The 26,689-nt window shown below is 62.7% G+C and carries 14 protein-coding genes; 10 read left to right on the top strand and 4 right to left on the bottom strand.

What is annotated here, in order from left to right:
- Positions 1-19: 19 nt before the first annotated feature.
- Positions 20-1,480, top strand: coding sequence for a metalloprotease TldD (tldD, locus tag ACRHIG_RS28740; protein WP_489628722.1), 1,461 nt, complete (start codon positions 20-22; stop codon positions 1,478-1,480).
- A 166-nt stretch (positions 1,481-1,646) separates the two neighbouring features.
- Here tldD and ACRHIG_RS28735 read toward each other — a convergent pair whose 3' ends face one another.
- Positions 1,647-4,493, bottom strand: a complete 2,847-nt coding sequence (locus ACRHIG_RS28735; protein ID WP_489628721.1) for a TonB-dependent receptor — start codon at positions 4,491-4,493, stop codon at positions 1,647-1,649.
- Positions 4,494-4,989: 496 nt separating this feature from the next.
- Between ACRHIG_RS28735 and aroG the strand changes: the two genes are divergently transcribed.
- Entirely contained in the window at positions 4,990-6,054 is a 1,065-nt protein-coding gene (aroG, locus tag ACRHIG_RS28730; RefSeq protein WP_489628720.1) for a 3-deoxy-7-phosphoheptulonate synthase AroG, read from the top strand.
- Between the two features lie 83 nt (positions 6,055-6,137).
- Here the strand turns inward: aroG and ACRHIG_RS28725 are convergent, their stop codons facing one another.
- The 3 genes from ACRHIG_RS28725 to ACRHIG_RS28715 all read right to left on the bottom strand — a co-directional run bounded on the left by ACRHIG_RS28725 (position 6,138) and on the right by ACRHIG_RS28715 (position 14,777).
- Positions 6,138-8,789 carry a TonB-dependent receptor gene (locus tag ACRHIG_RS28725; protein WP_475416409.1) on the bottom strand — a complete coding sequence of 884 codons (2,652 nt, stop codon included), beginning with the start codon at positions 8,787-8,789 and terminating at the stop codon, positions 6,138-6,140.
- A 355-nt stretch (positions 8,790-9,144) separates the two neighbouring features.
- On the bottom strand, positions 9,145-11,817 hold the full coding sequence (locus ACRHIG_RS28720) for a TonB-dependent receptor (RefSeq protein WP_489628719.1): 2,673 nt from the start codon (positions 11,815-11,817) through the stop codon (positions 9,145-9,147).
- A 179-nt stretch (positions 11,818-11,996) separates the two neighbouring features.
- The gene (locus ACRHIG_RS28715) at positions 11,997-14,777 is read right to left on the bottom strand and encodes a TonB-dependent receptor (RefSeq protein WP_489628718.1); all 2,781 of its coding nucleotides are present in this window, start codon (positions 14,775-14,777) and stop codon (positions 11,997-11,999) included.
- Positions 14,778-15,399: 622 nt separating this feature from the next.
- Here ACRHIG_RS28715 and ACRHIG_RS28710 point away from each other — a divergent pair.
- The 8 genes from ACRHIG_RS28710 (at position 15,400) to rluB (ending at position 26,676) form a co-directional block, all read left to right on the top strand.
- Complete coding sequence (locus tag ACRHIG_RS28710; protein WP_489628717.1) at positions 15,400-17,244, top strand: ABC transporter substrate-binding protein; 1,845 nt, start codon at positions 15,400-15,402, stop codon at positions 17,242-17,244.
- A gap of 28 nt (positions 17,245-17,272) precedes the next feature.
- Positions 17,273-18,211, top strand: coding sequence for an ABC transporter permease (locus ACRHIG_RS28705; RefSeq protein ID WP_071079183.1), 939 nt, complete (start codon positions 17,273-17,275; stop codon positions 18,209-18,211).
- A 9-nt stretch (positions 18,212-18,220) separates the two neighbouring features.
- On the top strand, positions 18,221-19,336 hold the full coding sequence (locus tag ACRHIG_RS28700) for an ABC transporter permease (RefSeq protein WP_489628716.1): 1,116 nt from the start codon (positions 18,221-18,223) through the stop codon (positions 19,334-19,336).
- A 9-nt stretch (positions 19,337-19,345) separates the two neighbouring features.
- The gene (locus ACRHIG_RS28695; RefSeq protein ID WP_489628715.1) at positions 19,346-21,037 is read left to right on the top strand and encodes an ABC transporter ATP-binding protein; all 1,692 of its coding nucleotides are present in this window, start codon (positions 19,346-19,348) and stop codon (positions 21,035-21,037) included.
- 27 nt (positions 21,038-21,064) lie between these two features.
- The gene (locus tag ACRHIG_RS28690; protein ID WP_489628714.1) at positions 21,065-22,027 is read left to right on the top strand and encodes a VTT domain-containing protein; all 963 of its coding nucleotides are present in this window, start codon (positions 21,065-21,067) and stop codon (positions 22,025-22,027) included.
- 349 nt (positions 22,028-22,376) lie between these two features.
- Positions 22,377-23,396 carry a glucokinase gene (locus ACRHIG_RS28685; protein WP_070219236.1) on the top strand — a complete coding sequence of 340 codons (1,020 nt, stop codon included), beginning with the start codon at positions 22,377-22,379 and terminating at the stop codon, positions 23,394-23,396.
- A gap of 411 nt (positions 23,397-23,807) precedes the next feature.
- Positions 23,808-24,602 carry an SMC-Scp complex subunit ScpB gene (gene scpB, locus ACRHIG_RS28680; protein ID WP_489628713.1) on the top strand — a complete coding sequence of 265 codons (795 nt, stop codon included), beginning with the start codon at positions 23,808-23,810 and terminating at the stop codon, positions 24,600-24,602.
- On the top strand, positions 24,595-26,676 hold the full coding sequence (gene rluB / locus ACRHIG_RS28675; RefSeq protein WP_489628712.1) for a 23S rRNA pseudouridine(2605) synthase RluB: 2,082 nt from the start codon (positions 24,595-24,597) through the stop codon (positions 26,674-26,676). Before scpB ends, rluB begins: the two co-directional genes overlap by 8 nt.
- Positions 26,677-26,689 lie beyond the last annotated feature (13 nt).

The following is a 26,689-nucleotide window of genomic DNA, read 5'->3' as shown; positions in this document are numbered from 1 at the left end:
TGAATGTTGAGAAAGAGCTATGATCCCATTTGAACCCAATCTATCGAATCTGGCCGTGGCGCGCGATATCCTGCTCACGCCCTTCGGCCTGGACGAAGACAAGCTGTTGAAAGCCCTGGGCACGATGTTTACGCACAAGGTCGACTATGCCGACCTGTATTTCCAGTCGACCAAGAGCGAAGGCTGGAGCCTGGAAGAGGGCATCGTCAAGACGGGCAGTTTTTCCATCGACCAGGGCGTGGGCGTGCGCGCCGTGTCCGGCGACAAGACGGCGTTTGCGTATTCCGACGACATTTCCGAGCGGGCCCTGCTGGAAGCGGCGGCGGCCACGCGCACCATCGCGCGCGCGGGCGCCGGCAGGGTCAAGATCGCGGGCCGGATGCAGCCGCAGGGCGGGCGCTCGCTGTACCTGCCCAACGATCCGCTCGCCTCGCTGGACGCCACGGCCAAGGTGCAGCTGCTCGAGCGTGTGGAAAAGATGGCGCGCGCGAAAGATCGAAGGGTGGTGCAAGTGATGGCGGGCCTGGCCGGCGAGTACGACGTGGTGCTGGTGCTGCGCAGCGACGGCGTGCTGGCGGCCGACATCCGTCCGCTGGTGCGCGTGTCGCTGACCGTGATTGCGGAACAGAATGGCCGCCGCGAAACGGGCTCGGCCGGTGGTGGCGGGCGTTTCAGCTATGACTATTTCAGCGATGCCGTGCTGGAACAGTACGCTGCCGACGCCGTCAAGTCTGCCCTGGTGAACCTGGAAGCGCGCCCGGCGCCCGCCGGCCCCATGACCATCGTGCTGGGACCGGGCTGGCCCGGCATCCTGCTGCACGAGGCGATCGGCCATGGCCTGGAAGGCGATTTCAACCGCAAGGGCTCATCCGCGTTTTCGGGGCGCATCGGCGAGCGCGTGGCCGCCAAGGGCGTCACCGTGGTCGATGACGGTACCCTGGCTGGCCGGCGCGGTTCGCTCAATATCGACGACGAGGGCAACCCGACGCAGTGCACCACCCTGATCGAGGACGGCATCCTGAAGGGTTACATTCAGGACACCATGAATGCGCGCCTGATGAAGATGCCCGTGACGGGCAATGCGCGCCGCGAATCGTTCGCCCACCTGCCCATGCCGCGCATGACGAACACGTATATGCTGGGCGGCGACAAGGATCCGGGCGAGATCCTCGCTTCCGTGAAAAACGGCTTGTATGCCGTTAACTTCGGCGGCGGCCAGGTCGACATCACGAACGGCAAGTTCGTCTTCTCGGCCAGCGAAGCGTACATGATCGAAAACGGCAAGCTCAGCTACCCGGTGAAGGGCGCGACCCTGATCGGCAACGGCCCGGACGTGCTCAACCGTGTTTCCATGATCGGCAACGACATGTGCCTGGACTCGGGCGTGGGTATCTGCGGCAAGGAGGGGCAAAGCGTGCCCGTGGGCGTGGGACAGCCGACCCTGCGTCTCGATGGCATCACGGTCGGCGGCACTGCCTGATTTTTTGACACGGCGCGGCCAACGTCGGATGACGCGTGGCTGCGCCCCGCCAATCCGACCTTTCTCTGACATGGCGCTCGCGTAGGTCGGGTTAGCGCAAAGCGCGTAACCCGACACCACCATCACGCCAACATCATCGGCCGTGCCAACACGGCTGCTGGATCTCTCAGAATTTGTATTTCACCCCCGCACTGATGAATCGCCCTGCCGCGCCCGCATAGTCGAGCGGGTTGTAGCCGGTCGCGCCATAGGTCAGCGGATCGAGCGGGGCGATCTTGTCGAACAGGTTTTGCACCGTGGCAAACACCTCCAGCTTGGGCGTGGCCAGCCAGCGGGCCGTCAGGTCCACCGTGGTGAACGAGGCGATGCGGCAGCCGCGTGGCGCATCCGTGCCGTCGGCGAAATGCGTGGCACAGCCGTCCGGGTCGTTCTTGAACAGCACATTGTCGAGCGGCGCGCGGTAGTTGACGTTGGCCGTGACCCGCCAGTTCTGGCGTTCCCAGGTGGCGCCCAGGTTGATGCGGTCGTCCGGCGTGCCCATGCAGTTGGATACATCGCAATTGCCATGCGTACCGGCAAAATCGCGCTGCGTGCCATCCTGTTCCGTGCGCAGCCATTTGTACAGATGCGTCCACTTCAGGTCGAAGGTCAGGCTGCCGTAGCCGCCGTCCAGGTTGAAGCGCTGGCGGGCGTCGACGTCGATGCCGCGCACCGTCGTTTGCGCCGAATTTACATAGTTGGCCAGCACGGCCGTGATGGCGCCGGGATCGCCGGAAATGCCCGTGGCCGTGGACGGGTCGCGCGCCACCTTGCCGGCGGCAATGGCCGCATCCGTCTGCTCCTGGTTGATTTCATTCTTGCGGCGGATTTGCCACAGGTCCACGGAAATGCTGCTGCGCGGCAGCGGGTCCCATACGGCGCCCACGGAATAGCTGCGCGAACGTTCCGGCGACAGGTCCGGATTGGGCGAGGTGATGACGGCGATCGCCGCGGGATCGCACGCCACTTCGACGCCCAGCGCGCAGCGCAGCGGATCGCTGGCAGTGGAGAACGCGGCCAGGCCGCCGACGCCGTTTTCCGCCGCGCTGGGCGCACGGAAGCCCTTGGCGAAGGTGCCGCGCAGGGCCAGTTCGCGTACGGGCGTCCATTTCACGCCCACTTTCGGCGTATAGGAATTGCCCACGTCCGTGAAATGGTCGGCGCGCAGGGCGCCTGACAGCTCCACGGTTTTCAGCACGGGCGCCAGCACTTCGGCATAGATGGCCGAGGCGTTGCGGCTGCCCTTGTAGGCGGAATAGCCGAGACCGATGATATTGCCCCGTTCCGTGCCCGTGGTGGGCTTGAGTTCCGTCGATTCGTGGCGGAATTCCGCGCCCACGGCCACGCCCAGGCCGCCACCGTCGAGCTTGGCCACCTCGCGGCTGGCCTTGAAGTCGATCTGCGCGATATGCGTCTTGGCGTCGTTCGAGATGCGCGGCGACAGGGCCGCGTACAGCTCGGGCGAATTGAGGCCCGCGTTTTCCGCGATGCGCCACAGGCTGCCGGCAGGCAGGGCCGCGTACGCGGGATTCAGGCTGGCCGCCGCCACATTGGCGGCAGTCGGGTTGAGCAGGGCGAAGGCGACGTCGCGCTGCAGGTAGCCGTTCAGGTCGTTCGACACCTTGTTTTGCGAGTAGAGCAAGGCGCTGTCGATATCCCAGCCCGCCACGCTACCCTTGATGCCGGCGACGAAGCGCGTGAAGGTGGAGTCGACTTCCGACAGGCGCGGCCCCACGTCGGCCGCCAGGTAGCGCAGCCGCGCCGCCGTGCCGAAATACGGGTTGTCCGGGTGGGCCGCACCGAGCGACACGCCCGCATTGCTGACGGGGCCGCCCGGGTAGCCGACCGAGCCGCTGACCGTCGACGGCGTGGTGGCCGAATGCGATTCGCTGTGATACAGGTTCAGTTCGGCATACGTTTGCAAGGCCGGTGTCAGTTGCCAGGCGGCGCGGCCGAAGAAATTGATGTTCTTTTGCTTGGGCTGGATCTGGCCATATTGCTGCGTGGCATCGGTGAGGCAGCCGCCGCCCGGGTCGCCCTGCGGATGCGTGGTGAAGTTGCCGCAGGCGGCGCCGGGGAAGGTCCGCGTAAAACCCACGCCGGCCAGGTTGCCGCGGTTGTAGTAGTCGAGCGTGTCGGGATTGCGTACATTGCCGTTGACGGCGCTGCCGGCCGCGTTGTTGGTGGTGATGGCGCCCGCGCCGCTGAGGGTTTCCTGCGCGCTGAAGCCCAGGTCGCGCAAGTCGCTGCGGCCCACGGCGCCCCGTCCGGCCCGGTCGCGGTTCCAGATGGCGGCCTTTTCGCTGTACTCGAGGTTCAGCAGCACGTTGTAGCGGTCGCTGTCGATGTCGCCGAAGCCGTGCGTGATGGCGGCACGGGCGTCGCGCCCGTCCCACTCCTTCGTCTTGCCGTAATTGCCCTTGATGGCCGTGCCCTGGTAGTCGCGCCGCAGGATCACGTTGACCACGCCCGCGATGGCGTCCGAACCGTAGATGGCCGAGGCGCCATCCTTGAGGATTTCCACCCGTTCCACCGCTTCCAGGGGAATGATGTTCAGGTCGGCGAACACTTTCTGGCCATCGTCGGCCAGGCCATACGGCGCCACGCGGCGTCCGTTCAGCAGCACCAGGGTCGAGGCCGTGCCCAGGCCCCGCAGCGAAACGCCGGAAGCGCCGGCGGCAAAGCCGTTGCCGAAGGTGGTGGGCACGGAGCCCTGGTTGTCGACGGCCAGGGTTTGCAGCAGTTCGGCCACGCTGGACTTGCCCGATTTTTCAATGTCGGCCGCGTTCAGGGTTTGGACGGCCGACGCCGTTTCCGCCTGCGCGCGGCGGATGTTCGAGCCGGTGATTTCCACGCGGGCGATGGGGGCCGCTTCCTGTGCCAGGACGGGCAGGGCGAGCAGGGCGCTGGCCAGGGCCAGGCCCATGCGTGGTGGTGAAAGCAACGGTGGATGGACGGATGTTTTGTAGATCATGCGATTCTCCGGAAGGTCAGACAGGAAAAGGTGAGGTGCACCTTGAAGTCTTGGCCGTGCGGCCCGGCCGGGATTCGATCTACATCAGTAGTGCGCCGATTACCATGGTCAAAACGGATTGGCGTGGTGTGCGTGCCACGGCGGCCACAGCGTTGTCAGGGCGGTGATGCCAGTTCGCGGCGCGCAACTTTTTATGCTTTTTGACGTATTTTTCAGTGTAAAACGGCTGCGGCATGCGGCTTTGCCGACAAATACGCTTGCCAACCCTTGTAATTTAGGTTTATAGTCATTCATCACTTATGGATGAACCGCATGTTTGCTCGCCACTTTTTTACCGCTTATTTTTACTTTAGCAATTCCAACCCAAAAGGCGGTGGAGTAGCGGTCGGTTCACGTAGCAGCAAAAAACGAGATCCCAGCAAATTCTAAAAAACCGCCACTGATGGCGGTTTTTTTACCCGGATGTTTTACCCTTCCTTAAATTTTGGAGAAAATGATGCCCCGCACTGATGATCTGCGAATTCGCGAAATGAAGGAATTGACCCCGCCGTCCCACCTGATCCGCGAATTCGCCTGCTCGGAGCAAGCCGGACTGACCGCCGCCAGCGCCCGTATCGCCTTGCACCGTATTTTGCACGGCCAGGATGACCGCCTGATGGTGGTGATCGGGCCTTGCTCCATCCACGACACCAAGGCGGCGATGGAATATGCGCGCCTGCTGGTCAAGGAACGCGCGCGGTTCGCGGGCGAACTGGAAATCGTCATGCGCGTCTACTTCGAGAAGCCGCGCACCACGGTGGGCTGGAAGGGCCTGATCAACGACCCGTACATGGACAACAGCTTCCGCATCAACGACGGCTTGCGCATGGCGCGCGAACTGTTGCGCGATATCAATGAGCTGGGCTTGCCAGCTGGCACCGAGTTCCTCGACGTGATCAGTCCGCAATACATCGCCGACCTGATCAGCTGGGGCGCCATCGGCGCGCGCACGACGGAATCGCAGGTGCACCGCGAGCTGGCGTCGGGACTGTCGTGCCCGGTCGGCTTCAAGAATGGCACGGATGGCAATGTGAAAATCGCCGTGGAAGCCATCAAGGCCGCCTCGCAACCGCACCATTTTCTGTCCGTCACGAAGGGCGGCCACTCGGCCATCGTCTCGACCAACGGCAACGAGGATTGTCACATCATCTTGCGTGGCGGAAAAACCCCGAACTATGACGCAAGCAGCGTGGACGACGCTTGCAAGGCCATCGCCGCGCAGGGACTGGCGGCGCGCCTGATGATCGACGCCTCGCATGCGAACAGCTCGAAAAAACCGGAAAACCAGATCCCCGTGTGCGCCGACATCGCCAGCCAGGTGGCCGCCGGCGATGGCCGCATCGTCGGCGTGATGGTGGAGTCGCACCTGGTGGCGGGGCGCCAGGATTTGATCCCTGGCAAGGAATTGATCTACGGCCAATCCGTCACGGACGGCTGCATCGACTGGAGCGCCAGCGTGGCCGTGCTGGAAAACCTGGCGGCGGCCGTGAAGCAGCGCCGCTTGCAGGGCGACGCGGAATAACATGGCGCGCAGCATGAAAAAAGCCCGGAAAGCTAAGCTTTCCGGGCTTTTCAGTTTTGAGCTGGTATCAGTTGCGCAGCAGCTTAAAACTTGTACGTGGCGCGCACGTAGAAAGTACGGCCCAGCGGATCGGCGTAACGCGGATCGTAGCCGGACTGGAAGGTGCCGATCTGGTTACTGAACGGTGGATCTTCGTTCAGCAGGTTTTTCACGCCCACGGTGACTTCGGTGTTCTTGAAGCCCGAGTACGCGCCCGACAGCGACCATACCGAGTAAGCCTTGACGCTTTGCTCGAATTGCGGATCGACATAGTTCTGGTCGCGGTAGCCGCTCATGTACTTGTTCGACAGCGTGGCGTTCCATTTGTCCAGATTCCATTGCAGGGAGGCATTATGTCTCCAGCGGAATACCGGTGCATTGTCGCCATACACGCCCACGTTTTGCACGAATTCGCCGCCGCGTTCGTTCTGGTATTCATACTTCTGCACCCAGGTGCCGTCGAAGTTGAACGTGAAGTTGCCATACTGGCTGCGTGGCAATTTCCAGTTCAGGCCCAGGTCGATGCCCGAGGTGTGCATTTCGCCCAGGTTGCCCAGGGTGGCCAGCACGTAGTCGAGCTTGCCGTCAGCGGTATAGATGAAGTTGCTTTGATACTTGGCGTAGTTGTCGAACAGGGTCTGTTCGGCCACGGTGCCGATCTTGTCGCGCAGCTTGATCTGGAAGTAATCGAGCGAGACGGTCAGCGACTTGGTCGGCTCGATGACGATACCGGCGCTGAAGGTCTTCGATTTTTCCGGGCCGACGTCCGGATTGCCGCCCGAACGGATGTACTGCTGCGCGCCGCAGGCCACATTGCTGTTGGCGCCAGGGATCGGTACGCCGCCTGGGCACAGGCGTGGATCGTCGTACTTGTTGGCCGTGAAGGTCTTGGTTTGCGGACCATGCAGGTCATACAGTGTTGGCGCGCGGAAACCTGTGTTGTAGGAGCTGCGCAGCAGCACCTGGCTCGTTGGCTGCCAGCGTACGCCGACTTTCGGGTTGAAGCTGCCGCCGACGTCGTTGTAGTGGTCATAACGGGCTGCCAGCGACAGTTCCAGGTCTTTCACGACAGGAATGCTCAGTTCCGAGAAGATGGCGGAGATGTTGCGGCTGCCCGACTGGTTCTGCGCTTCGGCGTAGCCGGAACTCGATGCCTGGCCGGCCAGGTCGCGGTTCACATTGTATTCGGCCTTGTCGTTGCGGAATTCCGTACCGACGGCGAAACCGACTGCGCCAGCCGGCAAGTTGAACAGCTCGCGGCTGATCTTCGCATCGACCGCGGTGCTGGTCATCTTCGCGCTCAGGTATTCGCCTTTCAGGACGGAATCCTTCAGGTACGCGGTGCCAGCGGCGCTCTGCTCGCCGAACGGATTCAGGATGCCATTGCCGATGCCGTCGATGATGCGCTGGTCATTCAGGTAGCCGCCCGTGAAGGCACTGGTGGCCTTGCTGACGGAGTAGCTCAGGCCGACGTTGTAGTCCCACGCGCCCAGAACCCCTTCGGAAGCCAGTACCAGGCGGTCCGAGGTGCTGGTGTCGAAGCCGCTGCGCTGGCCCGATGCCACTGGACGCCAGCTGATGTCCAGCGGCTCGCCCGACAGGCCAGCCACGGCTGGCACGCCGCCGCTGCCGCCTGGGTAGTACGGCGAGCTGGACGACATGAGGATGCCGATGTTCGACATCGGCGGCGGCGAGATGCGTGCTTCGTTGGTGCTGCGCGAGTGCAGGTATTCGATGGTGGCCAGGTGATCCTGGTTCAGCTTGAAGCTGGCCTTGCCCAGGAAGGATTCCTGCTGGGTTTTCGGAATGGCCTGGATGAATGGCGTGACATCCATGGCGCACGTGCTCTTGCCCGAGGTATTCTTGTACAGGTTCTCACCTACGCAACCGCCGGCGAAGGCCGGGTTGCCGATCAGGCCATTGCCCGTATCGTAGAAGTTGGCGGGGAAGGTGGTGCCGCTCAGGTTATCCACGCCCTTGCTCGGGATGTAGCCGCTCTTCGAGAAGGAACGGTCGGCCGTGCTCAGCGCCGACTGGCGATGCACGTCGACAACGCCGAAGACGTTGAAGCCATCCTTGTTCAGGTCGCCATAGCCGCCGGACAGGTTCAGGCGCGACTCGTCGCCGCCGCCCGCTTTCTGTGGCTCGTAATGTTCGACCGTGACGGAGCCGCCTTTGACGGAGCGTTTGGTGATGAAGTTGATCACGCCGCCGATGGCGTCGGTACCGTAGATCGCGGAGGCGCCGTCACGCAGCACTTCGACACGTTCCAGGGCAGAAATAGGGATGATGTTCAGGTCGACGGACGAACCGTTGAACGGGTGGCTGGCGATACGGCGGCCGTTCAGCAGGACCAGGGTCTTGTCGCCGCCGATGCCGCGCAGGTCGGCGACGGACTGGCCGCCCGTGCCGGAACCGACGGATTGCGAGCTGCTTTGCGAGCTCTGATTCATGGAAATGGTGGACAGGACTTCCTGCGCCGTCGTCAAGCCTTGCTTGGCGAAATCGTCAGCCTTGATCGAGGTGATCGGCAACGCTGTCTCCGATGCCAGGCGCTTGATGCTCGAACCCGTGACTTCCACGCGTTGCATGGCGCCATCTGTTGTTTCTTGTGCGTACGCGGCGTGCATGCTCAGGGCCATGCCGCCTGCAAACATCAGGCGCAGCGACCGCGATATTACATTTTCTATCATCATCTGAAATTCCTTGTTATTGTGATAAAGGCGGCAATTATTTTGAAATAACTTGTTGCTCACCAACAATTTATTTGCCTTTTTGAAAATCCACCAATGAAAATTCTGTAAATTTTCTGGGCCCTCATCAAAACATTCACGATTCAGATTGTCAATTTCGCGCGGAGTTTTTGGACGAAATGCAACATTTCCCTGTTTTTTTGTAATCCTTCAGCAATAAAGTATCGTGAGCCCTTGTCAGCCTTGCTCAGATGCGTAAAATAAAACGGCGCACATCATCGCTGATGGCGCCGCTTTTCTGTTGCTGGCACGCTGTTGCCAGCGCTGCCTGTTTTATCACTTGATCTGAAAATTTCCCTTAAAACGTATAGCTGCCGCGCAAGTACCAGGCGCGTCCGAGCGGGTCCGTGTAGCGCGGATCGTAGCCTTTCTGGAACAGGGTGCCCTGGTTCGAGAACGGTGGTTCCTTGTCGAACAGGTTTTTCACGCCGGCCGTCAGCAGCAAGCCTTTCCACGCGTAGCTGCCCGACACGTTCAGCAGGCTGTACGACGGCACATCGTGGCGGAACTGCGGATCCACCTGGTTCTGGTCCGTGTAGCCGGACTTGAACGATTGCGACACGGTGGCGCCCCAGTTGCCCATGCGCCAGTTCAGGGCCGCCGTATGTTTCCAGCGGAACACGGGATTGTTGTCCGCATAGCGGCCCACGTTGGCGATGAAGGCCCCGCCGCGCTCGTTCTGATAGTCGTACTTGTGGGTCCACGTGCCATCGACCGACACGCTGAAATCGCCATACGCGCCACGGCCCAGGCGTGCATTCAGGCTGACGTCGATGCCGTCGGTTTTCACTTCGCCGAGGTTGTCGTTCAAGTCCAGGATGGCGAAGGGCGAACCATCGGGATTGCGCAGGAACAAGGCCTTGTATTTTTCGTAGTTGCCGAAGATCGATTGCTCGGGCAAGGACGAAATCTTGTCCTTCAGGTGGATGTTCCAGTAATCGATGGCAAGCGTGACTTCCTTGACGGGTTCGAGCACGAGGCCGAAGGCGAAGGTGGTGGATTTCTCCGGTTTCAGCTTTTCATTCCCGCCTTGCAGCTTGAATTGTTGCAAGTCGCAATCGCGCAGGGGATTGGCGCCCGGCTGCGGCACGCCGCCCGGGCAAAGGATAGGGTCGTCGTAGGAATCGTTGGTATCGTTCTTCGACGGCGGCGCATTCTTTTCAAACAGGGTGGGCGCGCGGAAACCCGTGCTGGCCGAGCCGCGCAGCACCAGCGCACTGCTGGCCTGGTAGCGCAGGGCCAGCTTTGGATTGGTGGTGCTGCCCACGTCGCTGTAATGGTCGAAGCGGGCGGCCAGCTGCACTTCCAGGTCCTTGATCAGCGGCAAGTTGACTTCGCCGAAGACAGCTTCGATGGTACGCGAGCCGCTCTTCGACAGCGAGCCCGACAGACCGGAACTGGCGGCCTGACCGGCGATATCGCGGTTGACGTTGAAGTCGGCCTTTTCGCGCCGCACCTCGCCGCCCAGCGCGATGGCCAGCGGACCGCCGGCCAGCTGCATCAGTTCGCGGCTGCCCTTGATGTCGAAGCCAGTGGTGGTGACCTTGGCATTCTGCACCTCGCCGTGCAGGGCGGTGCTGTCCAGGTAAGCCTTGCCGGCCGCATCCTGCACGCCGAAGGGATTGAGGATGCCGTTCAGCACGCCAGCGGCAAAGCCCGCATCCTGCACATAGCCGTTCGTGAATTTCTCGGACGACTTGCTGATGGCGTGGCTCAGGCCCGTCTTGTAGTCCCAGCCGGCCAGCTCGCCTTCGAGGGCCAGCACCAGGCGGTCCGCCTTGCCGTCCGAATCGATCTGCCGCTGGCCCGCTTCCACGGGACGCCAGTTGACGCTCAGCGGCTGACCCGACAAGCCCGGCTGGGCCGGCACGCCGCCCGCATTGCCCGGATAGTATTTGCTGGTATTGGGCAAGATCAAGCCCGTTTGCGGCGGCGGCGCCGTGCGTGCCTTCACCTTGTTTTCCGAATGCAGGTATTCCACGGTGGCCAGATGGCCGCCGCCCAGTTTGAAGGCGCCCTTGCCGAAGAAGGCCACTTGCTCCTGCGCCGGCAAGTCGTCGATCTGCCGCGTGTAGTCCTGGCGGCAGGTGCCGTTGGCGGCCGCCACCGACAGGGGCGGGTTGCAGCCCGTGGCCGCGTAGGGATTGCCGGCCAGGCCCGCGCCGCCGTTGGCCGCCGCATCGAAGTAGTTGCCGGGGAAGGTGGTGCCGCTGGTCAGCGACAGGCCCCGCTCGGGAATGATGCCCGTCCTGGAAAAATCGCGGTCTTGCGAGGTGAGCACATTTTGCTTGTGGTAGTCGAGCACGCCGAAGATATTGTAGCCGTCGGTGTCGAGCTTGCCGAAACCCGTCGACAGGTTGATGCGGTGCTCGCCGCCGCCCTTGTGTTCGGGCGAGACGACTTCGGCGGTGATATTCGTGACGTTGACGGAGCGCTTGGTGATGAAGTTGATCACGCCGCCGATGGCGTCCGTGCCGTAGATGGCCGAGGCGCCGTCGCGCAGCACTTCGACTCTTTCCAGGGCCGCGATGGGGATGATGTTCAGGTCGACGCTGGCGCCGTCATACGGATGGTTGGCGATGCGCCTGCCGTTGAGCAGGACCAGGGTCTTGTCGCCGCCCAGGCCGCGCAAGTCGGCGCTGGCCTGGCCGCCCGTGGGCAAGCCGCTGGTATTGCCGCCGACGGCATTGCCGCTGCCCATGCTGGAGGAATTCGAGGGTATCTTGCTGAGCACTTCCTGGGCCGTCGTCAAGCCCTGTTTGGCGAAATCCTCGGCCTTGAAGATGGACAGCGGCGTGGCCGTTTCCGAAACGAGGCGCTTGATGGAGGAACCGGTGACTTCGACGCGCTGCATGGCGGGCGGCTCGCCGGCGGCGCCGGTGTCCTGCGCCATGGCCGCATGGCCATACGCGCCGATCAAGGCTGCGCACAGCAGGCGCAAGGTAGGGGAGGGACTGCGGGTTTGCGTCATCTGACACTCCTGTGGCTTGGTCATGGGCCAAGTGGCCTGCACGGGAGTTTTACAGGCGCGCAGCAGGTAAGGTTTGCGCTGGCGCAATAGGCATGTGGATGAGTGAACTGGCGCCACAGCCGCGGACGAAAAAAGGCGGTGATTGCTCACCGCCTCGCGTCAGGGGGCCTTGTGTCAGCTTAGAAGAACTTGTAGCTGGCGCCCAGTTTGAAGTAGCGGCCGATGGCGCCGCTCGCATCCATCGGGTTGTAGCTCATGCCGCCATAGGTCAACGGGTCGAGCGGGGCGATCTTGTCGGTCACGTTGTTGATCGAGGCAAACAGTTGCAGCTGTTTGTTGACGTTCCAGCGGCTCGACAGGTCGAGCGTGGTGAACGAGGCGAGCTTGCAACCGTTCGGCGCGGACGTGCCGTCGGCCAGCTTGGACGCGCATGGCTTGCCTTCAAACAAGATATTCTTCATGTCCGAACGGTAGTTCAGCACGCCGCTGACGTTCCAGTTGCCCAGGTCCCACGAGCCGGTCAGATTGATCTTGTCCTTCGGCGTGCCGGCGCAGTTGGACGTGTCGCAATTGCCATGCGTGCCGGCGAACTGGTAGCGCACGGTGGCCGACTCGGCCCGCACCCATGAGGCGATGTGGGTCCAGGTCAGGCCGAACGTGGCGCGGCCGTAGTCGCCCAGACGCACGCGCTGCTTGACGTCCAGGTCGATCCCCTTGATCTCCGTGAAGCTGGAGTTGCGGTACGGCGCCTTGGTGATCAGCAAGGTGCCCGTGTTCGGCACCACCACGCCATTGATGGTCAGGTTGTTGTCGGCGCGGACGGCCGTCGGCAGGGCGGCCGCTTCGTTGTACGGCAGCGGGTTGATCTCGTTTTCGCGCTTGATCTTCCAGGCATCGAGCGACAGGCTGGTATCGTTGAACGGATCCCACACGAGGCCCAGGGTGTAGCCCTTGGACTTTTCCGGCTTCAGGCTGGGGTCGCCAATCTTGACGGCCGCCACCTGCAGTTCGCAATCGCTGGCATTGGCGCCCGGCAAACGGGTGCCGCCCGGGCAGCGCACGGGATCGCTGACGGTCGAGGTGCCCGTCGATTGCGAGTTGGCATTGCTTTCCGCCGGGCCCGGCGCGCGGAAGCCTTCCGAATACGTGCCGCGCACGGCGAAGGTCTTCAGCGGCGTCCACTTGGCGCCCAGTTTCGGCGTGGTCGACGAGAAACGGTCATATTTGTCGTAACGCAAGGCGCCCGACAGTTCCACCGTCTTGATGACGGGCGCCAGCACTTCGAGGAACACGGCCGAGACCTTGCTGTCGCCCTTGGCCGCCACATAGCTGGAGTTGATGGAACCGTCCTGCGTGCCGGACAGCGATGGATTGTCGAGCTTGTCGCGGCGGTGTTCCGCGCCCACGGCCAGGCCCATGGCGCCGCCCGGCAACTGCATCAGTTCGCGCGATGCCTTGAAGTCGATGATGTCGAGCTTGGTGGTGGAATCGGAAGTGGCGTTCGTCACCATGGCCGCGTACAGCGAGGCGGGATTCTTGTTCGCCTGCGCGCCGATGTAGTAGGGGAAATACTTGCTGTTCGGATTGCCCAACGCATCCTTGACGACGGCCATGTTCAGCATATTGCTGTAATCGAGGTGCAGCTTCGATTCCGAATGCGTGTAGCCGGCATCGTAGTCCCAGCCCATGGCGTTGCCCTTGACGCCGAGCACGATGCGGTTGAATTCGTTGTTCGCCTGGCGCGTGCTGGCGCCCACGTCGAAGGCCTGGTAGCGCACGCGCACGGGCACGCCATACGGATTCTGCGGATGGTTGGCGGCCAGCACAATGGTGGTGCCGGCGCCGGAACCGTAGTTGACGACGCCAGTCGGGCTGGTGGCGTTCGGCGGGAAGGCGATGGTCGGCGTGATCGATGGCGGGATCAGGGTGAAGGCCGTATCGCGCTTCGAGTAGCCCGCTTCCGCATACACCTGGGTATCGGCATTGACTTGCCAGGTGCCGCGCGTGTACAGGTTGATCGATTCGATCTTCGGCTGCATCGAGCGGAACTGGTCGTGGTGCCACAGGCAGCCGCCCTTCGGATCTTGCGGCGAGGAAACGGACAAGCTGGAGCAGCCGGGCAGGGACACGTAATTGTTGGTGACGGGATCGCGGATCAGGCCCGTCGGCGCGGCATTCGCATCGTTGTTGCCATTGATGTAGCCGCCGGCGAACTGGGTGTTGATCGCATAGCCGTATGGGCGCAGGTCGGCCTTGCCTATCCATTTGCGTCCCGCGCGGTCATTGTTCATCAGCATGTCCGATTTGCTGTACTCGGCATTGAGGACGAAGTTGAATTTGTCCGTATCCAGGTTGCCCTTGCCGAAGGTCAGCGAGGCGCGGTGCTGCTTGGCGTCGCTGTCGCCGGAGATGCCCGTGTCGCCTTTCAGGGTCAGGCCTTCGAAGTCCTTGCGCAGGATGATGTTGACCACGCCGGCGATGGCGTCCGCGCCGTAGGTCGACGATGCGCCATCCTTGAGGATTTCGATGCGCTCGACGATCTGCATCGGCACGGTGGACAGGTCGGTAAAGCTCTTCTGGCCGTCATCGGCGCGCGCGAACGGCGCCATGCGGCGGCCATTCAGCAAGACGAGGGTCGAGGTGGCGCCCAGGCCGCGCAGCGAGATGGCCGTGGAACCGGCGGCAAAGCCGTTGCCGAAGCCCGTCGGCAGGGAGCCGGCGCCATCGGCGGTCAGGGTTTGCAGGTATTCGGCGACGGTGGCCTTGCCCGATTTCATCAAGTCGTCGCGGGTGATGACCTGCACCGGCGATGCGGTCTCGGCCGTGGCCCGTTTGATGCTCGATCCCGTAATTTCCACACGTTGTACATTGGCGTCTTGCGCCATTGCCGGCGCAGCCATCATGCCCAGGCTGAACGCTGCTACGCTGCCCGAAAAAATCAGGCGTACGGAGCGGGACATCACTGTTTCCATCATCATTCTCAGAACTCCGAAAGTGTGCTCGGCCGGCCCTTGTAAGGCACAGCTTTGCCAGGGTGATAAAGATTGCTGCGTCGGCAATCGCTGTGGGTCAAAACGGCATACTGTCAGTTGCCGTGAGTGATAAGACCATTTGCCGAGAAACCTTGTCAACGCGCACGCATGTACTTTCATCATGGAAACAACAGTGTTTTTTATAATGTTGACGTGTTTCAATATTTGCAATTATCTTGATGTTGCATTGCGATGCGTATTTTCCGTACTGCGATAAAAACGGTTGTCATTCGAGGCCGTAAGGGTTACTGCCAGGCCGGTTTTTCATGGTGGCGCCTTGTCTTTGTTGCGCTGCGGAAGATTCGCTCCGCAAGGCGGGTGGCCATGGCGGCGCGCCACGCCCCTGCTGCGGCTTTTCGCCCGGCGAACGGAATATGCGTTATCGTTACGCCTTTTTCCAGCTCGCCTGCCTGCGGGCGCGGCTGGGGATGAACAAGGCATAGATCTTGCGAGGATGGACTGGTTTTGGCGGTGGAATCCTGTATCCCAGGGGAAGCCAGTACAAGCGCACCAATACGGTGCGACAGATAATCGAGATGAAGGGTATTACATGAAGTCACCATGGATGCGGCGCGTGGCGCTGCTCGCCTGCTTGGCCACCCTGCCGCTGGCCGCCGTTGCTGCGGATGCCACCCCTGCCGCCGCGGCCGCGCCGGTGAAAACCTTGCGCTATATCCTGCCGGCCGCCGAGACGGGCTTCGATCCGGCCACCGCGCGCGACCTGTATTCGAACCACATCACGCAGGCCGTCTTCGACACCCTGTACACCTATGACTACCTGGCGCGCCCCGTCAAGGTGGTGCCCGGCGCGGCGGCCGCCATGCCGGAAGTGTCCGCTGATGGCAAGACCTACACCATCCGCCTGAAAAAAGGCATCCTGTACACACCCGACGCCGCGTTCGGCGGCAAGCGCCGCGAACTGACGATGGCCGACTACGTGTATTCGTGGAAGCGCCTGTTCGACCCGCGCCTGGCGTCGCCGCACAGCTGGCTGTTCGAAGGCAAGGTGGTGGGCCTGGACGACCTGGCGAAGGACGCGGCCAAGTCGAACAAGCTCGATTACGGCAAGAAGGTGGCGGGACTGGAAATCCTCGACCCGTACACCTTGCGCATCTCGCTGACCAAGACCGATTTCAATTTCCCCATGATCCTAGCCTACGTGCCGACGGCCGCCGTGGCGCGCGAAGTGGTGGAAAAATACGGCGACGTGAAGGGCGAAGTGGGTTCGAATCCCGTCGGCACCGGCTATTACACGCTCGGTGAATGGACGCGCGGCAACCGCATTGTCCTCAACCGCAACCCGCAGCACTTGCCGGAAACGTGGAATTTCATGGCCGGCGACGACCCGGACGACCAGCGCATCGTGCGCCAGATGCAAGGTAAACGGATTCCCGCCATCGACCGCATCGAAATTTCCGTGATGATCGAAGACCAGTCGCGCTGGCTGTCGTTCCAGAGCGGCGGCACGGACGTGTTCTGGCTCGACGGCCCGCTGGCGCCGAAGGCATTGCTGAACGGCAAGCTGCGTCCCGAGCTGGCGGAGAAGGGCGTGCAACTGTCACGTTTGCTGGACCCGGAAATCAGCTATTACTACTGGAACATGGAAGACCCGACCCTCGGCGGCTTCAGCAAGGAAAAGATCGCCCTGCGCCGCGCCATTGCCATGGCACACAATATCGACGAGGAAATCCGCATCATCTGGAATGGCCAGGCCAAGCGCCTCGACTATCCGATACCGCCCGGTGTCGTCGGCTACGATCCGCACTATAAATCCCTGCTGCAATACGATCCCGTGCTGGCGAATAAGCTGCTGGATAAATTCGGCTACAAGAAGGGCGCCGACGGCTGGCGCACCTTGCCGGACGGCAAACCACTCTTGATCCGCTACGCTTCGCGCAACGAAGCCAATGGCGTGCTGCAGGCGGAAATGTGGCGCAAGACGTATAACTCGCTGGGCATCCGCATGGAAAACGACCGCATGATCTTTTCCGACATTCTAAAAACGGAAAAGCAGTGCAAGATGCAGACGCGCACGGCGCCATGGTTGGCCGACTATCCGGATGGCGACAACTTCATGCAGCTGTTCTACGGCCCCAACACGCACCAGAACAACAATGGCTGCTACCAGGATCCCGAGTACGATAAATGGTACGCGGCCAGCCAGGCCATGCCGGCCAGCCCCGAGCGCGACGAGCTGTTCCACAAGATGGCGCGCCGCCTGGAAGTCAATGCGGGCGCCCTGATCGGCTATGCGCGTTACCGCAACATGCTGGCGCAAAAGTCGGTGCTTGGCTACAAGAAGCACCCGATCCTGTTCCAGGAATGGGCGTACATGGATATCGACAGCACGGGCGCGCCAGTGGCGCCAGCTCCTGCGGCCTCGGCCAATAAATAAGCGACGCTTATAACAACAAGGAATCATTATGTTTGCTTATATCCTGCGCCGCTTGTGGCAGATGCTGCCCACCATGCTGGGCGTGGTCCTGCTGGTGTTTATCCTGTTTAACTGGGTGGGCGGCGATCCCGCCTACATCCTGGCCGGCAAGATGTCTAGTGCGGAAAGCATCGCCAACATCCGCCGCCAGCTGGGCGTCGACCAGCCGTATTACGTGCAACTGTGGATCTTCATCAAGCAGATCGTCACCTTTGATTTCGGTCAAAGCTGGGCCACGGGCGAAACCGTGTCGCACATCATCACTTCGCGCCTGGGCCCGTCGATGATGGTCTTGATCCCGCTGACCGTGCTGGAAACGTTTTTCGGCGTGGCGCTGGCGCTGGCCATCGCTTTCGTGCGCGGTTCGCTGACGGACCGCGCCGTCATGATCGCCTGCACGGTGGGCATGTCGATTTCCATCCTCGTCTACATCATCGTCTTCCAGTACGGCTTCGCGTATAAACTGGGCCTGTTCCCCGTGCAGGGCTGGGGCGACAGCTTCTGGGAAAACCTCTTGCGCTATTCGACCCTGCCGATCCTGATCGGCCTGGCCGTGTCCATCGCGCCGACGCTGCGCCTGTTCCGCACCTTCGTGCTGGACGAGGCCAACCAGGATTACGTGCGCACGGCGCGCGCCAAGGGCCTCAAGGAAGGCCGCATCATGTGGGTCCACGTGCTGCGCAACGCCGGCATTCCCATCATTACCTATGTGATGTCGAACTTGCCGGCCCTGCTGATCGGCGCTTTCCTGCTCGAGCGCTTCTTCGGCATCCCCGGCATCGGGCGTGAAGTGATCCTGGCCGTTGAGCGCAGCGACTTTCCGGTGATCAAGGCGATCACCGTGTACGTTGCCGCCGCCACCATGCTCTTCAACCTGCTCACCGACCTGCTGTACCAGGCGGTCGATCCTCGCGTACAACTGAAGTAGAAAGAGACGATGTCGAAACCTCATACATCGCCCGGCCTGTGGGCCCTGGCGTGGCGCCGTTTGCGCGGCGACAAGATTGCAATGGTATCGCTGGCCGTGGTCGGCGCATTTTTCCTGCTGGTGCTGGCCTCCGCCAGCGGCCTGGTGGCGGCGAACTGGGAAGACGAAGTGGCCGTCAGCTATGCGCCGCCCACGTTTGTCGGTGCCGACAAGGATGTGGCCGGCGCCGCCGACGGCGCCATTCCCCATGCCGACGAGCGCAGCGCGCCGACACCCGTCAACGTGCTCGACCCGCTGGCCGACGACATCGCCGAACTGCGCGCCCAGATGGGCAGCAACCCATCGGCCGGCGTCGAGATGTACGGCGTGACGGACCCGCTGGCCGACGACTTGACGGCCTTGCGCGCCGGCATGGGCAAGACGAAAAAGCTGATCGCGCACAAGGCGGCAACCTTGCCGTTCGGCGCCGACAAGTGGGGCCACGACATCCTGCAGAAAACCATCAAGGGCGGCGAGACGTCGATCGTCGTTGGCCTGGTGGCGGCCTTGCTGGCCGTCGTGCTGGGGACGATCTTTGGCGCCGTGTCCGGCTACTTCGGCGGCATCGTCGATGACTTTTTCAACTGGTTCTACAGCATCTTCACCTCGATTCCGTCGATCCTGATGATCTTGACGGTGGCGGCCGTGCTGCAGCAGAAGGGCGTGCTGACCATCGTGCTGATCCTCGGTTTGACGGGCTGGACGGGGCCATACCGCCTGATCCGCGCCGAATACATCAAGCACAAGGCGCGCGAATACGTGATGGCGGCCGACGCCATCGGCGCCTCGCACTGGCGCAAGATGTTCTCGCACATCTTCCCGAACGTGAGTCACGTGGCGCTGGTGCAAATGTCCATTCTCGTGGTGGGCTTCATCAAGGCGGAAGTGATCTTGAGTTTCCTCGGCTTTGGCGTGCCGGTGGGCACCGTCTCGTGGGGCAGCATGCTCAACGAGGCACAAAATGAACTGATCCTGGGCAAATGGTGGCAGCTGACGGCCGCCGCCACGGCGATGGCCGTGCTGGTGACGGCGTTCTCGCTGTTTACCGATGCCTTGCGCGATGCGCTCGACCCCAAAGTGAAATAGGAGTTGCTCATGGACCAGAATAACCTGTTGGAAGTGCGCGACCTGCGCGTCACCTTCCGCCTGGACAAGAAGACCACGTTCGAAGCCGTCAAGGGCATCTCGTTCAACGTGCCGCGCAACAGCACCGTGGCCCTGGTGGGCGAGTCGGGCAGCGGCAAGTCCGTCAGCTCCCTGGCCGTGATGGGCCTGCTGCCGCCTGACAGCACCATCATCGATCCGCAATCGCGCATCCACTTCGGCGGGCGCGACCTGCTGCAACTGTCGATCGCCGAGCGGCGCACCATGTGCGGCAAGGATATCTCGATGATCTTCCAGGAGCCGATGTCGTCGCTGAACCCCGTCTTCACCGTCGGCTTCCAGATCGCTGAGGTATTGCGCCAGCACATGGGCATGAACCGCAGGCAGGCGCGTGCGCGCACGCTGGCATTGCTGGAGGAAGTGGGCATACCCGACCCCGCCACGAAGATCGACGCCTACCCGAGCCAGATGTCGGGCGGCCAGCAGCAGCGCGTGATGATCGCCATGGCGATCGCCTGCGAACCGAAACTGCTGATCGCGGACGAACCGACGACGGCGCTGGACGTGACGATCCAGAAGCAGATCATGGACCTGATCGCGGCGCTGCAAAAGAAACACCAGATGTCCGTGCTCTTCATTACCCACGACCTGGGCCTGGTGGGGGAGATCGCCGACCAGGTGATCGTCATGCGCCACGGCGAAGTGCGCGAGACGGGCGAGGTACGCCAGGTATTCGAGGCGCCGCAAGACAGTTATACGAAAGCCCTGCTGCATTGCCGCCCCTCGCTGGACGAGCGCCCGTGGCGCCTGCCCGTCATTGCCGATTACATGGAAGGCAAGGCCGGCCCCGGCGTCGAGGTGAAACAGCGCACGCGCGGCTACACGCCGGGCGACGAGCCGGTGCTGGTGGTGAATAATCTCAGTAAAAGCTTTTATACGCGCGAGGGCCTGTTCGGCAAGCGCGAATTCCAGGCCGTCAAGGACGTGTCGTTCACTTTGCCGCGTGGAAAAACCCTGGGCGTGGTGGGCGAATCCGGTTCCGGCAAGACGACGGTGGGCTTGACCTTGCTGCGCCTGCACCAGGCGACGGGCGGCACGGCCATGTTCCATGGCAAGGATATGATTGCCATGCCGAACAAGGAGTATTTGCCCTATAAACGCCGCATCCAGATCATCTTCCAGAATCCGTATGCCTCGCTCAATCCCCGCTTCACGGTGGGGCAGATCTTGCTGGAACCCATGCGCATCCACAAGATCGGCGCCGATGACAAGGAACGCATCGCCAAGGCCTATTGGCTGCTCGATAAAGTCGGCCTGCCGGAGCAGGCCTTCCACCGCTATCCGCACGAGTTCTCGGGCGGCCAGCGCCAGCGCATCGCCATTGCCCGCTGCCTGACCATGCAGCCGGAAATTCTGGTGTGCGACGAATCCGTCTCGGCGCTGGACGTGTCCGTGCAGGCGCAGGTACTCAATCTGCTGCAGGACTTGCAGGATGAATTCGGCCTGTCCTACATCTTCATCTCGCACGACTTATCGGTGGTGAAATACATCGCCGACCAGGTGATGGTGATGCACAAGGGGCAAGTGGTGGAGCTGGCCGATTCGGACGAGCTGTACCGCAATCCTGTGCATCCGTACACGCGCACCCTGCTCAGCGCCATACCGAAGGGCGTGCAGTTGTAAGGGGCTTTTTACGGTAAGATAGCGGCCATGCCCAACCTCATTTATCTGCTCGAACATTACGGTGTCCTGATTGTCTTTGGCATCGTGCTGGTGGAGCAGCTCGGCCTGCCGATTCCCGCCTTTCCCATCCTTGTGGTGGCGGGCGCGCTGGCCGTCGATGGCGACATGAATGGAGGCTTGGTGCTGGCCGCCGCGCTGGGCGCCTGCCTGATCAGCGACTTCACGTGGTTCCGCGCGGGCCGCCATTTCGGCAAGCGCATCCTGCGCCTGCTGTGCCGCATCTCGCTGTCGCCCGATTATTGCGTCAGCCAGACGGAAGACAAATTCAAGCGCTGGGGCCCGAAAGCCCTGATCGTCTCCAAGTTCGTGCCGGGATTCAATACCGTGGCCGCGCCGATGTCGGGCGCGCTGGGCACGCCGCCGCGCCTGTTCTTCCTGTACGCGGGTCTGGGCGCCTTGCTGTGGAGCGGCACGGGCATTGTCGTCGGCGTGATCTTCCACGCCAGCGTGCAGCAGGTGCTCGATTTGCTCAGCACCATGGGCAGCACGGCCTTGCTGATGATGGCCACCTTGCTGGGCCTGTTCCTGCTGTATAAATACCTGGAGCGCCGGCGTTTCCGCCAGGCCTTGCAGATCGAGCGCATCGGCATCGATGAATTGCTGGAACTCATAGAGCAGGGCGAGGAGCCGCTGATGGTCGACGCGCGCAGCGCCACGGCGCAGGCGCTGGAACCGGCCGTGCCGGGCGCCTTGTTCTTCAATGGCAAGGAGCCCGTGCCCGCCATGATCGCCATGGACAAGGACCGCCACATCATCGTGTATTGCAGCTGTCCCAACGACGTGACGGCCGCGCAAGTGGCCAAGCTGCTGCACCAGCACGGCTTTCACCGGGCCAAGCCCCTGCATGGCGGCCTCGATGCGTGGAACGCGGCCTACCGCTCGGACCAGCCGGCGCCCGCCAGCCTGCTGGGCGAAGGCTTGCCTTCCTGATCAGTAAAAACCGGTAGTAATAATACGAAAACACCGTCGCCGGGCCACCGGGACGGCAGCGCCACGCCTGCGCCGCCCCATACAAAGCGGCTTTGCGCAAACTGCGGCATACTCTTGTTTTCAGGCGATTCCTGCTGCTGTGCAACATAATTTTCGTGCGCCCGCCGAGTGCAAGTACTTACTATAAATCATTGTTTGCGAGCAACTTTAGCCTTGCCTGTTGCATTTGGAGTGGAACTACCAATAAAGGCTTGTTTTGATGTACTTAAACTACAAACTTTGCTTGCCTCCGGGCGCATTCATCCTTTAAGCTTGGCGTCCCATGCGTCCCACTTCATCATTTAAAATCATGAGCGCTTCGTCTTCCCCCGTATTGCCGACTTCCGCCTTTGCCGATGGACCGCGCCTGCTGGCCGACGTGGGCGGCACCAATGCCCGTTTCGCCCTGGAAGTGGCCGCCGGCCACATCACCCTGGTGGAAGTGCTGCCCTGTGCCGATTACCCGAGCCTGTCCGCCGCCCTGCAAGCCTACCTGGCCCTGCCGCACATCGCCGCAGCAGGCGGGCAAGCCGTGCGCCATGCCGTGATCGCCATTGCCAACCCCGTCGACGGCGACTTCCTCAGCATGACGAACCACCATTGGTCGTTCTCGATCCGCGCCATGCGCGAAGAGTGCGGTTTCACGACCCTGGACGTGGTCAACGATTTCACGGCCCTGGCGCGTTCCTTGCCGCAGCTGTCGAGCGAACAGAAGCACCAGGTGGGCGCGGGTACGGCCCGACCGAACACGGCCATCGGCCTGATCGGCGCCGGCACGGGCCTGGGCGTGTCGGGCCTGATTCCTTCGCACGGCGGCTGGATCGCCCTGCAAAGCGAAGGCGGCCACGTCAGCTTTGCGCCGTTCAATGAAACGGAAGTGAGCATCCTGCAATTTGCCTGGCGTGAATACGAGCACGTCTCGGCCGAGCGCCTGATTTCCGGCGACGGCCTGGAACTGATCTACCGCGCCCTGGCCGACCGCGCCGGCGTGCCGGCCGAAGCCTTGCCGGCGGCGGAAATCACGCGCCGCGCGCTGGCCGGCGAATCCCAGTTGTGCGACGACGTCATCGAAGCGTTCTGCTGCATGCTGGGCACCGTGGCGGGCAACGTCGCCGTCACTCTGGGCGCGTTGGGCGGCATCTATATCGGCGGCGGCATCGTGCCGCGCCTGGGGGCGCGTTTCGACCGCTCCGGTTTCCGCGCCCGCTTCGAGCGCAAGGGCCGCTTCGCCAACTACGTGTCGCAAGTGCCGACCTTCGTCATCACGGCGCAGTACCCAGCTTTCCTGGGTGCATCGGCCATTCTCTCGGAGAAACTCGCCTCCCTGTGATGCGGGCAGCGGGCGATGTGTCGTGCCAGGACCGGGTAAAACGCGTGTTTTGCCCGGTTTTGCGCTTTTCCGCTTTTTATCAGGTACAATTGGCATCGTTGGATGAAACGACGACTGTCGCTTTCCCGTCTGGCTGGTTCGCCGCCACAGGAAAGCAGCTGCTCCGGAGATCGTTTCATTGCTGGTTACTTAGTGAAGGTTAATTAAGGCCAGCACCATGGATGGCAGGACTTTCACTGCATCCGCTTTAATCCCGCTTTGCGCGCATCGGCCAAGGCGTCGGAAAAACAGCCTCAACTAGTAACCCAGCACGGCGTCATCATCGATGTCTGCCCTCTGTTACGTTGAAATGAACGTTTTTGATTTCTTTCTCTGCATACGAATTGCAACACACATCCGCACAGAATTGCTATGAATACAATTGAGGCTAAAAAAGTCCTCGAAACCGCGTTGCTGTGCGCTCGTGAATCGCTGACGATCCACAGCTTGAAGAAGCTGTTCGTCGATGCGGACGAGAACGGTCGCGTGCGCGGCGTCGGCGTCGGTGCCGACACGATCAAGCAGTTGCTGGAGGAGTTGCGGCAGGAGTGGGAAGGGCGCGGCATCGAGATCGTCAGTCTGGCTTCAGGCTGGCGCTTTCAAAGCCGCCCGGAAATGAAGATGTATCTGGACCGTTTGACGCCCGAGCGGCCGCCCAAGTATTCGCGGGCGACCCTGGAAACCCTCGCCATCATCGCCTACCGCCAGCCGGTGACGCGCGGCGATATCGAGGAGATTCGCGGCGTTGCCGTCAATTCGCAGACGATCAAGATGCTGGAAGACCGTGGCTGGGTCGATGCCATCGGTTACCGCGACGTGGTGGGACGGCCGGCCTTGCTGGCCACCACCAAGCAGTTTTTGGATGATCTGGGTTTGCAATCGCTGTCCCAGCTGCCGCCTTTGCAGCAAATCAGCGAGATGCAGGGCAACGGGCTTGAAGCCCTGGAAGCGGCCCTGCAGGAAAATTTTGACAAGGCAAGCAATGAGCTTGTCCCCCAGCTTGGTGCAGGTAGCAATACGGCTGTGACAGATGTAGATGTGACAGCAAGCCTTGATGCCGGCCCCGATGCTTCGCCCACGGACGAAGCCTATACTCACGACCCTGCGCCAGAACTAACGGTTGACGCTGCGCCAGGTCAGCACAGCCAAGAAACGAAGAATGAATAATCCGAACACACCCGAGACAGTCACCGCCAGCGACGAAGCCATCGTTGCCAAGCCCAAGCGCCGCACCAAGGCCCAGATCGAAGCCGATGCGGCTGCTGCTGCCGTTGCCGGCGACAGCGCCGCCGCCAAGCCGAAGCGCCGCGCGAAAGCCGACGTGGCCGCCGACTCAGTTGCTGAATCCTCCGTCGTCGTCGCTGCTGAAACTGAAGCTGCGCCAGCGGCCAAGAAAACCCGCGCCAAGCCGGCCCTGAAGGCCGTTGCCGACGCCGCCGAAGCGGCTGCCGAGGCGGTTGCCGCCCCGGCACCGCGTCCGCCGCGCGCCCGCGCCGCCGCCAAGGCCGCTGCCGCTGTCGCTGAGGTAGCACCGGAAGCCGTCGCCGACAAGCCGGCCGAAGCACGCCCGACCCGCGGTCCGCGCCAGATGCGCGGCGTGCAGGCCGAACGCGCACTGCGCCAGCCGCCGCGCGCCGAAGCGCCGCAGGCCGCCGATGCCGCACCTGCCGCAGCGCCGGCTGCCGCGCCTGTCGCCGACGTGTTCGATGCCGAAGGCAACCTCGTTTCCGCACCACGCGCACCGCGCGGTCCGCGCAACGACGTGCCGGGCGCCGGCAAGAATGCGGGCAAGAGCCGTAAAAAGGGCAAGGGCCGCCAAGCTGCGCCGGGCAAGCTCAGCGACGCTGATGCCGTCTTCTCGTTCGTCACCTCCGACGCGTTCGACAGCGAAGAGGGCGGCACGGGCCGCATGCAGAAAGCGGTCGTGCGCCGCGACCTGACGTCCGACGACGATGCGCCGAAGCTGCACAAGGTGCTGGCCGAAGCTGGTCTCGGTTCGCGCCGCGACATGGAAGATCTGATCATTTCGGGCCGCGTGTCCGTGAATGGCGAACCGGCCCACATCGGCCAGCGCATCTTGCCGAGCGATCATGTGCGCATCAACGGCAAGCTGATCCAGCGCCGCGTCAGCAAGAAGCCGCCGCGTGTGCTCGTGTACCACAAGCCGGCCGGCGAGATCGTCAGCCACAATGACCCGGACGGCCGTCCATCCGTCTTCGACCGCCTGCCGACCATGAAGGCCGGCAAGTGGCTGGCCGTTGGCCGCCTCGACTTCAACACGGAAGGCCTGCTGCTGTTTACCACCTCCGGTGATCTGGCCAACCGCCTGATGCACCCGCGCTACGGCATCGACCGCGAGTACGCCGTGCGTACCTTGGGCGAGCTGGAAGAGGGCATGCGCCAGAAGCTGCTGGCCGGCGTCGAGCTGGAAGACGGCATGGCGCAGTTCTCGAAGATCGCCGATGGCGGCGGCGAAGGCATCAACAAGTGGTACCGCGTGGTGATCGGCGAAGGCCGCAACCGCGAAGTGCGCCGCATGTTCGAAGCCATCGGCCTGACCGTGTCGCGCCTGATCCGTACCCGCTACGGCGCCATGACCCTGCCGAGCGGCCTGAAGCGCGGCCGCTGGGAAGAGATGGATGAAAACACCGTGCGCGACCTGCTGGCCGCCTACGGCATCGAAAAGAAAATGCCGCCTTCGGGCGATCCCCGTGCCGCTGGCGCCGCCAAGGGCCGCGAAGCGCGCAAGGCCAGCCGCGATGACGAGCCGAATGGCAACCGCATCGATGTGAGCAACCGCAACGCCGATCCGTTCCCCGTCGCGCCGCGCCGTGGCCAGCCTGCCGGCCAGTTTGCCCGTCCGCAAGGCCAGGGCCGCCCAGGCGGCGCCGGCCGTCCAGGCGACGCGCGTGGTCCGGGCCGCGGCCAGCCGCAAGGTCCGTTCCAGGGCGGCCAGCCGCGCTCGTCGGCATCGTTCGAAGGCGCGCAAGGCCAAGGCCAGGGCCGTCCGCCGCGTGCGGCAGGCCAGGGCCAGGGCCGTCCGGGTGGCGAAGGCCGCGCGCCGCAGCGCGGTCCGCGCCAGCCCGATCCGCTGCAAACGGCATTCGGCTTCGCCAACACGGGGCCGCGCCGCAATGCCGGCGGTGGTGCCGGTGGGCAAGCGCGTTCCGGCGGCCAGCCGCGTGGGGGCATGGATCGTGGCGGCATGGACGGCATGCCGCGCCGCCGCAGCAAAGGTTAATCGGGAAGAGTTT

It is taken from the genome of Janthinobacterium sp. C22, from assembly GCF_057919405.1.
This window is presented reverse-complemented; position numbering and strand designations above follow the sequence as displayed.